Raw genomic sequence first — 13,793 nt, forward strand, 5'->3', positions numbered from 1 at the left:
GCGCCTTTCCCCCGCGTCCATGCGGGGGAATCCTGGCTTCCTTTCTGCGTTCAGCGCTGCGGATGTCCCTCCCGGGTGCACGGCCAGCCTGCTGTTTTCTTCGGTGCTGCCTGAAAAACATCAGGATCGGTTCAGCCTTGTGTGAGCAACTGCATCCGGTCTTACTACCCGTTTGCATTTTTCTCGACCATCGCCAGCAAAATCTGATTGTACATATTTTGAATATTTGAATATTTGAATATTTGAATATTTGAATATTTGAATATTTGCTGTGTGCCAGGACCGGACTTTGTAAACGAAACTTGTTCTTACTATTCATTTGGAATTATATTAATGTGTTGTTTTCAATGCTCATATAAATAGAGGGGCTATGGGGTAAATACTGATGGCGGTTGTTAGAACATGAAAACACAATAACAAAAATTAAAATAATTATATTTTTTATCTTCTGGTAGGATGACTTGTGAGTCTAAAAACAGAACATTTACATTGTTATACTGATTAATGTAAATGATTGGGTTTTCTTTTTAATAATCTAATTGCTTATTTAATGGGAAGTGTGTAGAATTTTTATTCTACAAAGAAATGTACCCTTGTATATGGATTCTCTGTAACCTCTAATAAAATTCCATGGTTTTTTGTGATCGATGCAGTGGTAAAAGAACCTGGATGCCCGTGTTTATTAGTGGTTCCGTATGATATAACTGAATATAGGAACCTCTTCATGTTAATTTCATCCCTATAGTTCTCTGATGAGCCATGATGCGGAATCTGTATAACTCCAGTTAAACTGTAATATTTATTAAGAATACGATCTGTTTCCGTCCATGCATCATCATGAGTCTCATAGTCTCCAAAATATATACAGCCAGCATCTATCGAAAGTAATGGCATAAAGTGTTGAAAATGAAAATGAAAAGGTAACGACAACTGCATGTATTGTCTATATTTTTCATCCGAATTAGGTCCTGAATAAACAACCATTGAGTTTTCATTTTGATTTTTTGGTAGCTTATCAAATGCTTGTTTTATTTCTCTTTTTGTTTTTTTTGAATTCCATGCAGTAATGAAATCTTCCGGGAAATTAAATTCAATATTATGATTCTTTAAAAATCGCTTGAAAATTGAAGAGCGATTGCTATTGTCATAGTTTATCGGAATGAAAATCCAGTTAGGAATGCATGAATGCAATAAAGTACCGCTATTAATAACATCACCATCATCCAAAGCATCGATATTTATCTCATCTGGATCATCCCCAAACATGTGTTTTTTTACTAAAATAACTTTTGTCTGGGGTGAGGTTGATTTTATCGTTTCGACAGGGTTTATTGTTAATTTCGTATCAAATGAATTTAGATTGCCATCAGTATACATAAAATCAAGCACATGTTCATATACCTCGTATTGGGGGATGAACACTTTCTCAACTTCGAAGTTTGAAAGCAAATATTCCAATCCATTAATATGATCTCTGTGAAAATGCGATATAAATAAAGCATTAATGATGTCGTTTTCTTTAAAGTGATTTTTTATATATTTTTCGATTCTTTTTTTTCCATCGGTATCGGTTCCACAATCATATACAAACCTAAACTCATCAAACTCTTCTGTATAAAAAGCGCCTTGCCCTATCGAATGAAAAGTTCTAATCATTATAACCCCACCTTTGTGATATAAAATCGATTGCGTTGAATTTATAGTACTTATATCTCATGGAAATGCAAGTGCTATAAATTTAAATATTTTTAGTTGGTCAGTATTATTGGAAAGGCACTTAAATTAAATATATTAGCTTGAGCATGCAACTACTATGAGCCAGCAAGTTTTTATATCCGCTTTTCGCTCAAAGCCGTCAGTCAGTTCAGTAAATGACTTATTTTGATTTTGTTGTTGCAGATGTCCAAATGAAACGCAAACAGGCAGGTAAAATGCAAATGTATGGTCAGATGAGTGCACATCCCCACTCGGGGATGTCCTCATGGCTAGCATCGTTCTTTGTAACGCTCGGACCTACCCCGGCGACCACCGCCCGGTTTTAAAAACAGCGACACAGAAGCCAGAAAGGCTGGAACGGGACGTCATAGATGGGCCACATAACGGTCGCCGGGTTCAAACTTATCCTATTTCACCCGCGCCATCGCCAGTCCATCCCACCCTTTGGCCCCGACGGTTTGAACCGCCGTGGCTTCCAGCCGATCGTCGTTGCCCACCAGACTGAGAAATTCCCGCAGCCCCTGGAGATTCGGATCGGCATCTTCGGCATCGGTAATTTTCCCGCTGCGTACCACGTTGTCGCCGATGATTACCGTACCGGAGCGCGAGTATTTCAGCGCCCACTCCAGATAGATCGGGTTATTTTGCTTATCGGCATCGATAAAGATCATATCGAACGGGGCGGAACCTTCGAGGGTTGGCAGCGTATCCCGTGCGGCACCGACGAGAATAGTCACTTTGCTTTCCAGCCCGGCGCGGCGAATGTTGTGACTGGCGATTTCGGCGTGGCGCGGCTGATACTCAAGGGTGATCACTTTGCCATCCTCCGGCAGCGCGCGTGCCAGCCAGATCGTGCTGTACCCACCCAGCGTGCCGATTTCCAGAATGCGTCTGGCACCGATCATTTTGGCGAACAGATAGAGTAACTTTCCCTGATTAGGGGCCACGTCAATCGGCGGCAGTCCGGCGTTTTTGTTGGCATCCAGTGCGGCCAGCAGGGCCTCATCCTGCGGGACGAGTTGTTCAATCAGATAATTGTCGACGGTGGCCCAGCGTTGTTGATCCATTTTGCGTTTCCTGTTTTGGGGCAGAGGTAATAACTATAAGTCAGTTTTGAATAGGTGTGGTCTCTGAAAGCTGAGAGGCTGGCTTATCAGTTTGGGATTTGGTGTAGCTGTATGTTTCGCGACTGGCGTATCGGGGCTGGCCGGAACGCGGACCCGCTGTCACGTCCTTGTCCGCTCGGCCTCGCACATCCATGTGCTCGGACGGTCCGCTAATCCGTCCAGCCCCGATTGCCTCAATGCTTTGGTATCGCTGCCGGATAATCTGACATGAGATGGCAGCAACACCCATGTAGAGAGGATGACCGTTACGGGACAGGTTAGCCCTGGCTGCCGCAAGGATGCGGCAGCCAGGGCTACAGGGAGGGATTAACGGCGTCTCGGCGATCTGCCTGTAACGGTCAACCTGAGCACCTGACGGCCAGCGAATCCTCTGCTTTAGCAGCATTTCACAAACGTCATCTCCCCTTAACCGCAGTGTCACACAACCCCGGCAAAGTAACGGCCATCGGTGGCAGGAAGCAGCAATTAGCAGACAACAGCTTCCCGCCGGGTATGACGCTGTGGAGATTTTTTTAATGCTCAACTTATCCAGACATCCGACCACTTTATATCAGGCCATCGCCGCCCGGCTGGAAGATGAACTGCGCAGCCGCTATCGCTGCGGCGAATATCTGCCGTCGGAAAAACAGCTGGCCGCACACTATGAGGTCAACCGTCATACCCTGCGCCGCGCGGTGGATGAACTGGTTGATAAAGGACTGGTTCAGCGCCGTCAGGGCGTTGGCATTCTGGTGCTGATGCGCCCGTACGACTACCCGCTGCACGCACAGGCGCGGTTCAGCCAGAACCTGATGGAGCAGGGGAGCCATCCCACCAGCGAACGCCTGCTGGCCGTGTTACGCCCCTGCAACGCCGAGGTGGCCGCCGCGCTGGCCTGTAACGAGGGCGATACGGTGATCCACCTGCGCACTCTTCGCCGGGTTAACGGCGTACCGGTGTGCGTGATTAATCACTATCTGCCCGATCTGGACTGGTGGCCGCAGCTGCAAAAGTTTACCAGCGGATCGCTGCACGACTTCATCAGCCAGCAGCTGGGCGAAGATCTGACGCGCAAGCAGACGCGCATCGCCGCCCGCCGCGCACAGGCGAAAGAGAGCCGGCTGCTGGAAGTCACGCTGCATGCACCGCTGCTGTGCGTGCGCACCCTGAATACCCGTAACGGCAGCGGCGCGATGGCGGAATACTCCGTCAGCCTGACGCGTGCCGACATGATTGAACTCACGCTGGAGCATTAAATGGAAGCACATAAGGCCCGCCAGCACTGGCTCTCAGTACTGGCCCACAGCAGCCCGCAACAGCTGCTGGCGCACTGGCCATCAACGCTGCAACCGCAGTACCAACTGCTGCGCGCGCCGGAAACCGGGCTGACCCGTCTCCAGGCGCGAATGGGGGGAACCGGGCGACGCTTTATTCTCGGTGATACCACCGTCACCCGCGCGGTGGTCCAGCTGGAAAATGGCACCTGCGGCTACAGCTATATTATCGGGCGCGATAAAGCCCACGCGGAACGCTGCGCGCTGCTGGATGCCCTGCTACAGGGCGACAGCGCACAGACACTTCACCAACAGATTATTGCGCCGCTGGCCGCCGCACGTCAGGAACAGCTGTTGCTGCGTTCCCGCGAAGTTGCCAGCAGTCGCGTTGACTTCTTCACCCTCGTCAGGGGAGACAATTAATGACTCTACTCGCCAGTTTCAGCCATCCGGTTGCCGATGCCCAGCACGCCTTCCGTCGTATCCTTAAAGCCATGAGCGAGCCGGGCGTGATGGTTTCTCTGCCGTCGCTGCCCGCCTGGGGTCGTACCTCGGTGGCGGCAACGGCGGTGCTGATGACGTTGGTGGATCGTGAAACGCCGCTGTGGATCGATGAGCGCTTTCATGATGAGGCGCTGCTGAACAATCTGCGTTTTCACACCGGTGCGCCGGTTACCGATCGTACCGACGCGCCGTTTGCCCTGCTGCATGCCAAATCTGCCGTTGATATCGCCAGCTTCTCGCCGGGCGATAACGTCTCGCCGGAGAAAAGCAGCACGCTGATTATTGATGTCGCCGGGCTGAGCGGCGGGCTGACGCTGCGCCTGCGCGGTCCCGGACTGATGGAAACCCGGGCGATTGCGCCGCAGCTGCCGGAAAGCGTGCTGAAATTCCTGCGTAAACGAGCGCATACCTTCCCTCAGGGTATCGATCTGATCTTCACCTGTGGTGAAAACATGATGGCCCTGCCGCGCACCACCAACGTGGAGGTGTGCTGATGTACGTTGCGGTGAAAGGGGGCGAGAAGGCGATAGCCGCCGCCCACCGGCTACAGGAAGATCTGCGACGCGGCGACCGCAGCGAGGCGGAGTTGCAGTGTCAGCAGATTGACCAGCAGCTGGGCCTGGCGGTGGACAGGGTGATGACCGAAGGCGGCATCCACGACCGCGAGCTGGCCGCGCTGGCTATCAAGCAGGCCAGTGGCGATCTGGTGGAGGCGATTTTCCTGCTGCGCGCCTATCGCACCACGCTGCCGCGCCTCGCCGACAGCCTGCCGCTGGAGAGCGGAAAGATGCGCGTAGAGCGACGGATCTCCGCCGTTTATAAAGACCTGCCCGGCGGACAGCTGCTGGGGCCAACCTACGATTACACCCACCGCCTGCTGGATTTTACCCTGCTGGCCGAGGGAAAAACGCCGCCCGCGCAGCGTGCTGAACAGCCGCTGGACGAGCGCTGCCCGCATATGTTTGACCTGATGACCCGTGAGGGGCTGGCGATAGCCGAAGAGGATGACGGCAGTGAACCGCTGGATATTACCCGCGATCCGCCTTCTTATCCGCTGCCGCGTTCGGCGAAGCTACAGCAGCTGGTGCGCGGCGATGAGGGATTCCTGCTGGCGCTGGGCTATTCCACCCAGCGCGGCTACGGCCGCACCCACCCGTTTGCCGGTGAGATCCGTACCGGCTACGTCACGGTGGAAATCGCGCCCGAGGAGCTGGGCTTCCCGCTGGAGATCGGTGAAATCCTGCTGACCGAGTGTGAAATGGTCAACGGCTTTACCACCCCTGCCGATGCTGCACCGCATTTCACCCGCGGCTACGGTCTGGTCTTTGGCCGTGCCGAGCGTAAAGCGATGGCGATGGCGCTGGTGGATCGCGCTCTGCAAACCGATGAATACGGCGAGCGCATCACCAGCCCGGCACAGGACGAGGAATTTGTTCTGTCGCACGCGGATAACGTTGAGGCGGCGGGCTTTGTTTCGCACCTCAAGCTGCCGCACTACGTCGATTTCCAGGCCGAGCTGGAACTGTTAAAGCGCCTGCGCGCGGAGTATCAGGAGAAGCAACGTGGCTGAACTGCATGGTTACAATCCGGGCTATCTGGATGAGCAAAGCAAACGCACTATCCGCCGGGCGATCCTCAAGGCGGTGGCGATCCCCGGTTATCAGGTTCCGTTCGGCGGGCGTGAAATGCCGATGCCCTACGGCTGGGGAACCGGCGGCATCCAGCTGACCGCCAGTATGATCGGCGAACACGACGTGCTGAAGGTGATCGATCAGGGGGCCGACGATACGACCAATGCGGTTTCTATCCGCCGATTTTTCCAGCGGGTTAGCGGCGCAGCGGTAACCGAGCGTACCGTAGATGCTACGCTGATCCAGACCCGCCACCGCATTCCCGAGACTCCGCTGACCGAAGATCAGGTGCTGATTTATCAGGTGCCGATCCCCGAACCGCTGCGTTTTATTGAGCCGCGCGAAACCGAAACCCGCACCATGCACGCGCTGGAAGAGTACGGCATCATGCAGGTGAAGCTGTATGAGGATATTGCCCGCTACGGTCATATCGCCACCACCTATGCCTATCCGGTTAAGGTCAACGATCGCTACGTGATGGACCCGTCACCGATCCCGAAATTCGACAACCCGAAAATGCATATGATGCCCGCGCTACAGCTGTTTGGTGCCGGGCGTGAAAAGCGCATCTACGCGCTGCCGCCGTATACCAAAGTGGAAAGCCTCGACTTCGACGATCACCCGTTCACCGTCCAGCAGTGGGACCAGCCCTGCGCCATCTGCGGATCGCGCACGAGCTATCTGGATGAGGTGGTGATGGACGACAGCGGCACCAGGATGTTTGTCTGCTCCGATACCGATTACTGCCATCAGCAACAGGAAAGCCAGTCATGAACATTGAGTCGCCGCTGCTGACGGTCAATCAGCTCACCCATCTCTACGCGCCGGGGAAGGGGTTCAGCGATGTGTCATTTGAACTTTACCCGGGTGAAGTGCTGGGGATCGTCGGGGAATCCGGCTCCGGGAAGACCACTCTGTTGAAGGCGATTTCGGCCCGTCTGCCACCGCAGCAGGGCGAAATTATCTATCAGGGTAATGACCTTTATGCGATGAGCGAAAGTGAACGCCGCCGCCTGCTGCGCACCCAGTGGGGCGTGGTGCATCAGTATCCGATGGACGGATTACGCGCGCAGGTATCAGCTGGTGGCAATATCGGCGAGCGATTGATGGCGGTCGGCGAGCGCCACTACGGGCAGATCCGCGAGAAGGCCGGCCAGTGGCTGGAAGATGTGGAGATCCCGCTGGCGCGCATCGATGACCTGCCGGGCACTTTCTCCGGTGGTATGCAGCAGCGTTTGCAGATCGCCCGTAACCTGGTCACCGGGCCGAAGCTGGTATTTATGGATGAACCGACCGGCGGACTGGATGTGTCGGTGCAGGCGAGGCTGCTGGATCTGCTGCGTAACCTGGTGCGCGATCTCAATCTGGCGGTGGTGATTGTCACCCACGACCTCGGCGTGGCGCGTCTGCTGGCCCATCGTTTGCTGGTGATGAAGCAGGGACAGGTGGTGGAGAGCGGTCTGACCGACAGGGTGCTCGACGATCCGCATCATCCCTATACCCAGCTGCTGGTGTCATCCATTCTGTAACCCATGTTGAGAAACCGCTATGAACCTCAAACTGCGCATCGAGAATCTGTCTAAAACCTTCGTCATGCACAATCAGCACGGCGCAAGGCTTCCGGTGCTGAATAACGCGTCCCTTCAGGTGGCTGCTGGCGAATGCGTGGTGCTGCACGGGCATTCCGGCAGCGGTAAATCCACACTGCTGCGTTCGCTGTACGGTAACTATCTGCCGGACAGCGGCCATATCTGGGTTGAACATCATCAGCACTGGGTGGATCTGGTCAGCGCCCCGGCCAGGCAGATCCTCGCGCTGCGCCGCGATACGATTGGCTGGGTCAGCCAGTTTCTGCGGGTGATCCCGCGTATCAGCACGCTGGAGGTGGTGATGCAGCCGCTGCTGGAGCGCGGCGTGGATCGGGCGGAAAGCGAGGAGCGGGCGCAGGCGCTGTTGGGGCATCTGAACGTGCCGTCGCGTCTGTGGTCGCTGCCGCCGTCAACTTTCTCCGGCGGTGAGCAGCAGCGGGTCAATATCGCGCGCGGTTTTATCGCCGAATCACCGATTCTGCTGCTGGATGAACCCACCGCCTCGCTGGACAGCGTTAACTGCGCAGCAGTGGTTTCACTGATTGAACAGGCGCGCGCCCGCGGTGCCGCCATCGTCGGAATTTTTCATGATAATGCGGTGCGCGAACGCGTCGCCGATCGTCTGCATGTGATGCAGTCTGTTACCCCGGAGCACGCCGTATGATCATTAACAACGTAAAGCTTATCCTCGAACGGGAAGTGGTCAGCGGCTCGCTGGCCTGTGATAACGGCATCATTACCGCCTATGCCGAAACCCCAAGTCAGCTGCCGGGCGCCATCGACGGCGAGGGCGGCTGGCTGATGCCAGGTATGGTCGAGCTGCATACCGACAATCTGGATAAATTCTTTACACCGCGCCCGAAGGTGGACTGGCCCGCGCATTCGGCAATGAGCAGCCACGATGCGCTGATTATTGCCAGCGGGATCACCACGGTGCTGGATGCCATCGGCGTGGGCGACGTGCGCGACGGCGGCCACCGTATGGAAAATCTCAACAAGATGATTAACGCCATCCGCCACAGTGAAAAGCACGGCCTGAACCGCGCCGAGCATCGCCTGCATCTGCGCTGCGAGCTGCCGCACGACTCCACGCTGCCGCTGTTTGAACAGCTGATGTGCAATCCGGCGCTGTCGCTGGTGTCGCTGATGGACCATTCGCCGGGCCAGCGCCAGTACGTTTCGCTGGACGCGTGGCGTACCTATTTTGGCGGCAAATACCAGATGAACGACGAGCAGCTGGATGCCTATCAGGCCGATCAGCTGCGCCTTGCCGCGCGCTGGTCAACGCCAAATCGTGAGGCGATCTCCGCCTGGTGCCGCCAGTATCATATTCCGCTGGCCAGCCATGATGACGCCACCCATGACCACGTGCTGGAGTCGAAAGGTGTCGGCAGCACGGTCGCCGAGTTCCCGACCACCGAAGAGGCCGCACGTTCATCGCGCGAGATGGGGCTACAGGTGCTGATGGGCGCGCCGAATATCGTTCGCGGTGGATCGCACTCCGGCAACGTGGCGGCACGCGACCTGGCCTCAAAGGGGCTGCTGGATATCCTTTCCTCGGATTACTATCCGGCAAGCCTGCTGGATGCCGCCTTCCGTCTGGCTGCTGATGATGAGATCGCGATGGATCTGCCTGCCGCCGTTGCGCTGGTCACCCGTAACCCGGCGCACGCCATCGGGCTGACCGATCGCGGCGTGATCGCCGAAGGAAAACGTGCGGATCTGGTGCTGGTTCATCAGCCAAGGGAACAGGTCTATATCAAAAACGTCTGGGCGAAAGGCCGGATGGTGTTCTGATGGCGCGGTTAATCTGGCTGATGGGGGCATCCGGCTCCGGCAAGGACAGCCTGCTGCTGGCGCTGCGCGAAAGCGCTCCCGATCGGGTGGTAGTGGCGCACCGCTATATTACCCGCAGCGCCTCTGCCGGAGGGGAAAATCATATTGCGCTCAGCGAGCATGAGTTCCTGCGCCGCAGCGAATTCGGCATGTTTGCCATTGAGTGGCAGGCGCACCAGTTTTACTACGCGCTGGGCAGCGAGATCGATCTGTGGCTGGCCAGCGGACTGGACGTGGTGGTCAACGGTTCGCGCCGCCATCTGACTGTTGCACAGCAGCGCTACGGCGACCGTCTGCTGCCGGTGTGCCTGCAGGTTTCGCCGGAGGTGCTGGCGAAGCGGCTGCGCCAGCGCGGACGCGAGGACGAAAGCGAAATTGCCCGGCGGATGCAGCGTGCGGCAGAGCCGATCTCAATGGGATGCGTGACCCTGAATAACGACGGGACACTGGAACGGACGCTAAAAGATTTTTCGCTGTTGCTGGCGGAAGTACCGTGCCGGGATACGCAACAGAACAGCAGGTAACCGTACTACGGCCAGCCATTGTGCACTTGCGCACAATGGCTGCCTGAATGAAGGTCAAAGTGACTTTTTCAAAGCCAAACTAAGAAATCAAAAATTGATGACTGATTACAATGAGCCATTATCTGTTGCCATATGCTGCAATTGACGCGCAAAGCATGCCGCAGACTGCCACCGGTCCCTCACAGGTCAGAGACAACAACCCCGTTCTTTTCCTGTTTGATATAGCTGTAAAAGCGTTTTTCCGGATCGTACATCTCCCGAACCTGGTTCAGCTTCTGCCATTTCTCGGTAGAAAAACACTGATTCACCATCTCCGGAGCGACATCCAAATCGATTTCGTTAATGTAGTAACCTTTCGCGTACGGTTTGATCGCCGCGTTAAGTTTCAGCATCAGCTTCCTGTTCGCCTCAATTTCTTCTTCCGTTGAGCCGATCAGATACCAGGAGATATAGTGCGGTGCCCAGTAGGTAAAGCTGCACGGTTCCGGCACCGTCGGATTGGTATCAATCACCGAAAAACCAAACGAACGCGAATCAACGGCTTCGTTTTCCAGCAGTTCGGCAACAACCGGCAGTGCCAGCTCTGGCCGATCGGTGAAAAAGGCCGTTTCGCTGGTTCTGCTGGTGCTGTAGGCATCCGTTGCGCCCAACGCCTGGAACAGATCCAGATAGGTCAGGGAGCGATTATGCACGCTTTGCAGGGTGCACAAATCCGGGAGTTTGCTGTTATTGAAAATGTCGGCCACTTCCCGTGCTTCTGCCTCCGTACTGCCAAATGAAATCACGTTAAGCGCCAGATGCCAGCGCTGTTCTGACGGCGGTGTGCCCGGAGGGGAGAACTTGCCCAGCGCGCCGAGGATCTCCGAGCGCTTCGCATTGGCCGGCAGCAGCGTCATGATTTCATCCAGCGCGGGGCGCAGGTCCGTAACGGGAAAGTAAAAACTGTTCATAATCGCGGTGGGCGCATCGTGCAGCTGAAGCCTGTAGCGCAGCACCACGGCGAAAAATCCCGGACCAACGCCGCGCATTGCCCAGTAGAGATCCGGGTTTTCATCCGGCGAGGCCATAACGATGGAACCGTCCGCTAACATCACCTCTGCCGCAAGAATCGATCCGCACGCCATACCATAGGCGGGCATATTCCAGCCCATGCCACCGCCTAACAAAAATCCACCGAGGGTAACGAATCCGGTATGCGCCCCGGGGAATACCAGCCCTTTATCAAAGGAGGCTTCGTTCAGTTCCTGGCTAAGAACCCCGGGCCCGGCCCAGGCGGTTTTGGTCTGTGGGTCCAGCTCAATACTGTTAAAACGCGACATGTCGATGGTCACTGCCCCGTTGCGTAACGGGGCCAGCGTGATGTTATGCCCGGAGCTGCGCAGTGCAACTCGACGCCCCGTCTGCTTTGCATAGATCAGCAGGATTTTTATATCTTCAGCGTCCAGCGGCTGAGCAATCACATCAGGGAATCGTTTCGGTTTTTTATTGTACCAGGTCATCGCCCAGAACCAGCGAAAATAGCGCGGGTCGGCGTGGCTGATAAAGGGCCCTTTGAAGTCTGTCGGTCGAACAGTATCGCTGCCGGCAGCAAAACTGGCTACCGGGCGAAGCAGGCCGGAAAACAGTGTGCCAACGGCCGCTGCGGCCTTGAGAAAATGTCTGCGTGCCAGTAATAACGTCTGCACAAAAGCTCCTTGTCAGATTACGGGTTGGCGGAAGGCAACTGGCTAAAGTAATGAGAAAGCTGGCTGATGTCGGTGTCCGTCAGACCGTTAACAACGTTCTGCATCATGCCGTTTTTACGACTGCCGTCACGAAAGGCCTGGAGCTGACTGCGCAAATAGGGTGCTTTTTGCCCGGCCAGATTGGGCCACTCCGGATTCTGGCTTATACCGCCCGGACCATGACAGCTCATGCAGCGGCTGGCCGTTTCGGACTGCGCAAATTCCTGGCTTTTACCATCCGTGCCATCCGACATCGCCAGTGCCTGCGGCGCAGCGAAAATCGCCATGCTGGTCAGGAAAAGCCATATCAGTAAGCGGCGATTGCTGTTTTTCATACCCACTCCGTCAGTTCTCATTAGTCGCGTACGCTGTTAGCGCTCCGCGTTGTTATATTTTTCCGCACCTCGGCCACCGCTGAAGCGGACACTTCAGGTGCCTGATTGCCCCATGACGAACGAATGAAATTCAATATATCGGCGATATTTCCGTCACTGAGTGAATCGGCATAAGCGGGCATAGAATAAAGCGTGTTGCTGTGTTTTGTTTCGGCATTGGTTGCGCCTTCCAGCACAATTTTTATTAAACTGGCCGGGTCGGGATTATTAACCATGGTGTTTAATGCCAGCGCCGGGAATTTATTTTTGTAGCCCAGTCCGTTAGATAAATGGCAGCCTTCGCAGTGGGATAAATACTGTTTTGCTCCGGGACTTAATGCCTCTCCTCGCGATAATTGATTCAGGGTTGTTAAATCGTAATAGGGTTTATCCTGTATGATATTCGGCTGTAACGAACGCAGATAAGCGGCGATGGCCGAGAGATCGCTGTCCGACATATATTGTGTGGAGTGGGTGACAACATCGGACATCGGGCCGAAAGTGGCGGTTTTATCTGAACGGCCGGTTTTCAGTAGCGCAACGATTTCATCAGCGTGAGTTTGCCCCATCCCTGAGCGCTGCTCGCCGCGTAATGAGGGCACCGAATAGCCATCAATGACCTGAGCGCCGGACAAATACTGGGTGCCTTTGCTGTTATCAAAAACGACTTCCTGCAGCGTGATGGCGCGGGGCGTATGGCAGGCACCGCAGTGGCCGAGACCGGTGACATAATAAGCACCCAGCGCAACCGGTTCCTTCGGCAACGGACCCGGAGGCAGCGGTTTTGGAGCAAAAAGCCAGCGCCACCAGGTCATGGGCCAGTGCAGCGAGAGCGGCCAGGGAATGGTGTTGTGCTCGCGGGGAGCCGCGACAGGCGTGACACCATGCATGAAATAGGCATAAAGCGCTGCCATGTCGTTGTCAGTAATACGCGAGTAAGAGGTCCACGGCATGGCGGGGTATAACGTGTCACCTGAAGGAGCAATGCCGTATCTGACCGCACGTTCAAAGTCACCAAACGAATAGTTACCAATGCCGGTTTTCTTATCCGGCGTGATGTTCGGCGGGATCATGCCACCAATCGGGGAGGCGATGGGTAAACCGCCACTAAATGCCGGTTTACCGGGGGCCGTATGACAGGCAACACAGTCACCCACGCGAGCCAGATATTCACCGCGTGCAACCTGTTGTTCATCCATCGGCGAGGATATTTTAGCGTTGGGATAGCCAGGTTTGGGGATGATAAGAGTGGCTAACCAGGCAAGCACGGCAGCCACAGCCACACAGGCAACGATCCCGCTGGTCCAGCGGCATAGCCGGGATGTGGTCGAACATTGGGTGTGATTTTTGGTCTTTCCCTGGCCATTTTTCATCGGTTTTGATGCCTTGAATGTGAATTATTTTTTCGCTATTTGGTGCTCGTTGATTAGCAATACGGGTATTAATTGTTGAAATAACTCGAGAGGACAGTGCCTGAGTTTTTTAATTATTTTCTCAGGCTTAAAAACGAGGTGA

Annotated in this window: 14 protein-coding genes; 9 read left to right on the forward strand and 5 right to left on the reverse strand. The window is 55.0% G+C overall.

Annotated features, from left to right (window positions below; all coding sequences use genetic code 11):
• Positions 1–570: 570 nt before the first annotated feature.
• Positions 571–1,656: an MBL fold metallo-hydrolase gene (locus IBT46_RS24640; protein ID WP_200547809.1), complete on the reverse strand. Its 1,086-nt coding sequence runs from the start codon at positions 1,654–1,656 to the stop codon at positions 571–573.
• Between the two features lie 467 nt (positions 1,657–2,123).
• Complete coding sequence (locus tag IBT46_RS24645) at positions 2,124–2,783, reverse strand: O-methyltransferase (RefSeq protein ID WP_200547810.1); 660 nt, start codon at positions 2,781–2,783, stop codon at positions 2,124–2,126.
• Between the two features lie 575 nt (positions 2,784–3,358).
• Here IBT46_RS24645 and phnF point away from each other — a divergent pair.
• Genes phnF through phnN form a run of 9 tightly spaced genes read left to right on the forward strand, consistent with a single transcriptional unit; the run spans position 3,359 to position 10,180 of the window.
• A complete protein-coding gene (gene phnF / locus IBT46_RS24650) occupies positions 3,359–4,078 on the forward strand; it encodes a phosphonate metabolism transcriptional regulator PhnF (RefSeq protein WP_200547811.1) in 720 nt (239 codons plus the stop codon).
• Complete coding sequence (gene phnG / locus IBT46_RS24655; protein WP_200547812.1) at positions 4,079–4,519, forward strand: phosphonate C-P lyase system protein PhnG; 441 nt, start codon at positions 4,079–4,081, stop codon at positions 4,517–4,519. It abuts the gene before it with no gap.
• Positions 4,519–5,094 (forward strand): phosphonate C-P lyase system protein PhnH, encoded by a 576-nt coding sequence (gene phnH, locus IBT46_RS24660; RefSeq protein ID WP_200547813.1) that lies wholly within the window; start codon positions 4,519–4,521, stop codon positions 5,092–5,094. Before phnG ends, phnH begins: the two co-directional genes overlap by 1 nt.
• The gene (locus IBT46_RS24665; protein ID WP_105594865.1) at positions 5,094–6,170 is read left to right on the forward strand and encodes a carbon-phosphorus lyase complex subunit PhnI; all 1,077 of its coding nucleotides are present in this window, start codon (positions 5,094–5,096) and stop codon (positions 6,168–6,170) included. Before phnH ends, IBT46_RS24665 begins: the two co-directional genes overlap by 1 nt.
• Positions 6,163–7,005: an alpha-D-ribose 1-methylphosphonate 5-phosphate C-P-lyase PhnJ gene (locus IBT46_RS24670; protein ID WP_105594866.1), complete on the forward strand. Its 843-nt coding sequence runs from the start codon at positions 6,163–6,165 to the stop codon at positions 7,003–7,005. Before IBT46_RS24665 ends, IBT46_RS24670 begins: the two co-directional genes overlap by 8 nt.
• On the forward strand, positions 7,002–7,760 hold the full coding sequence (gene phnK / locus IBT46_RS24675; protein WP_200547814.1) for a phosphonate C-P lyase system protein PhnK: 759 nt from the start codon (positions 7,002–7,004) through the stop codon (positions 7,758–7,760). The genes IBT46_RS24670 and phnK overlap by 4 nt, the downstream gene beginning before the upstream one ends.
• Before the next feature lie 19 nt (positions 7,761–7,779).
• Positions 7,780–8,484 (forward strand): phosphonate C-P lyase system protein PhnL, encoded by a 705-nt coding sequence (gene phnL / locus IBT46_RS24680; protein ID WP_200547815.1) that lies wholly within the window; start codon positions 7,780–7,782, stop codon positions 8,482–8,484.
• Positions 8,481–9,617: an alpha-D-ribose 1-methylphosphonate 5-triphosphate diphosphatase gene (phnM, locus tag IBT46_RS24685; RefSeq protein WP_200547816.1), complete on the forward strand. Its 1,137-nt coding sequence runs from the start codon at positions 8,481–8,483 to the stop codon at positions 9,615–9,617. Before phnL ends, phnM begins: the two co-directional genes overlap by 4 nt.
• The gene (phnN, locus tag IBT46_RS24690) at positions 9,617–10,180 is read left to right on the forward strand and encodes a ribose 1,5-bisphosphokinase (RefSeq protein ID WP_200547817.1); all 564 of its coding nucleotides are present in this window, start codon (positions 9,617–9,619) and stop codon (positions 10,178–10,180) included. Before phnM ends, phnN begins: the two co-directional genes overlap by 1 nt.
• A 179-nt stretch (positions 10,181–10,359) precedes the next feature.
• Here phnN and IBT46_RS24695 read toward each other — a convergent pair whose 3' ends face one another.
• The 3 genes from IBT46_RS24695 to IBT46_RS24705 are packed head-to-tail and all read right to left on the reverse strand — an operon-like array spanning position 10,360 to position 13,651.
• Positions 10,360–11,865: an FAD-binding oxidoreductase gene (locus IBT46_RS24695; protein WP_200547818.1), complete on the reverse strand. Its 1,506-nt coding sequence runs from the start codon at positions 11,863–11,865 to the stop codon at positions 10,360–10,362.
• Between the two features lie 17 nt (positions 11,866–11,882).
• A complete protein-coding gene (locus tag IBT46_RS24700) occupies positions 11,883–12,239 on the reverse strand; it encodes a cytochrome c (protein ID WP_200547819.1) in 357 nt (118 codons plus the stop codon).
• A gap of 20 nt (positions 12,240–12,259) precedes the next feature.
• Positions 12,260–13,651, reverse strand: a complete 1,392-nt coding sequence (locus IBT46_RS24705; protein WP_200547820.1) for a cytochrome c — start codon at positions 13,649–13,651, stop codon at positions 12,260–12,262.
• Between the last annotated feature and the right edge of the window lie 142 nt (positions 13,652–13,793).

The organism is Erwinia sp. S38 (genome assembly GCF_016624545.1).
GTDB classification, from domain to species: Bacteria; Pseudomonadota; Gammaproteobacteria; order Enterobacterales; family Enterobacteriaceae; genus Erwinia; species Erwinia coffeiphila.

Coding starts and splice junctions, on each gene's coding strand:
- IBT46_RS24640 (WP_200547809.1), bottom strand. CDS start 1,656: ATGATTAGAACTTTTCATTCGATAGGGCAAGGCGCTTTTTATACAGAA.
- IBT46_RS24645 (WP_200547810.1), bottom strand. CDS start 2,783: ATGGATCAACAACGCTGGGCCACCGTCGACAATTATCTGATTGAACAA.
- phnF (WP_200547811.1), top strand. CDS start 3,359: ATGCTCAACTTATCCAGACATCCGACCACTTTATATCAGGCCATCGCC.
- phnG (WP_200547812.1), top strand. CDS start 4,079: ATGGAAGCACATAAGGCCCGCCAGCACTGGCTCTCAGTACTGGCCCAC.
- phnH (WP_200547813.1), top strand. CDS start 4,519: ATGACTCTACTCGCCAGTTTCAGCCATCCGGTTGCCGATGCCCAGCAC.
- IBT46_RS24665 (WP_105594865.1), top strand. CDS start 5,094: ATGTACGTTGCGGTGAAAGGGGGCGAGAAGGCGATAGCCGCCGCCCAC.
- phnK (WP_200547814.1), top strand. CDS start 7,002: ATGAACATTGAGTCGCCGCTGCTGACGGTCAATCAGCTCACCCATCTC.
- phnL (WP_200547815.1), top strand. CDS start 7,780: ATGAACCTCAAACTGCGCATCGAGAATCTGTCTAAAACCTTCGTCATG.
- phnM (WP_200547816.1), top strand. CDS start 8,481: ATGATCATTAACAACGTAAAGCTTATCCTCGAACGGGAAGTGGTCAGC.
- phnN (WP_200547817.1), top strand. CDS start 9,617: ATGGCGCGGTTAATCTGGCTGATGGGGGCATCCGGCTCCGGCAAGGAC.
- IBT46_RS24700 (WP_200547819.1), bottom strand. CDS start 12,239: ATGAAAAACAGCAATCGCCGCTTACTGATATGGCTTTTCCTGACCAGC.
- IBT46_RS24705 (WP_200547820.1), bottom strand. CDS start 13,651: ATGAAAAATGGCCAGGGAAAGACCAAAAATCACACCCAATGTTCGACC.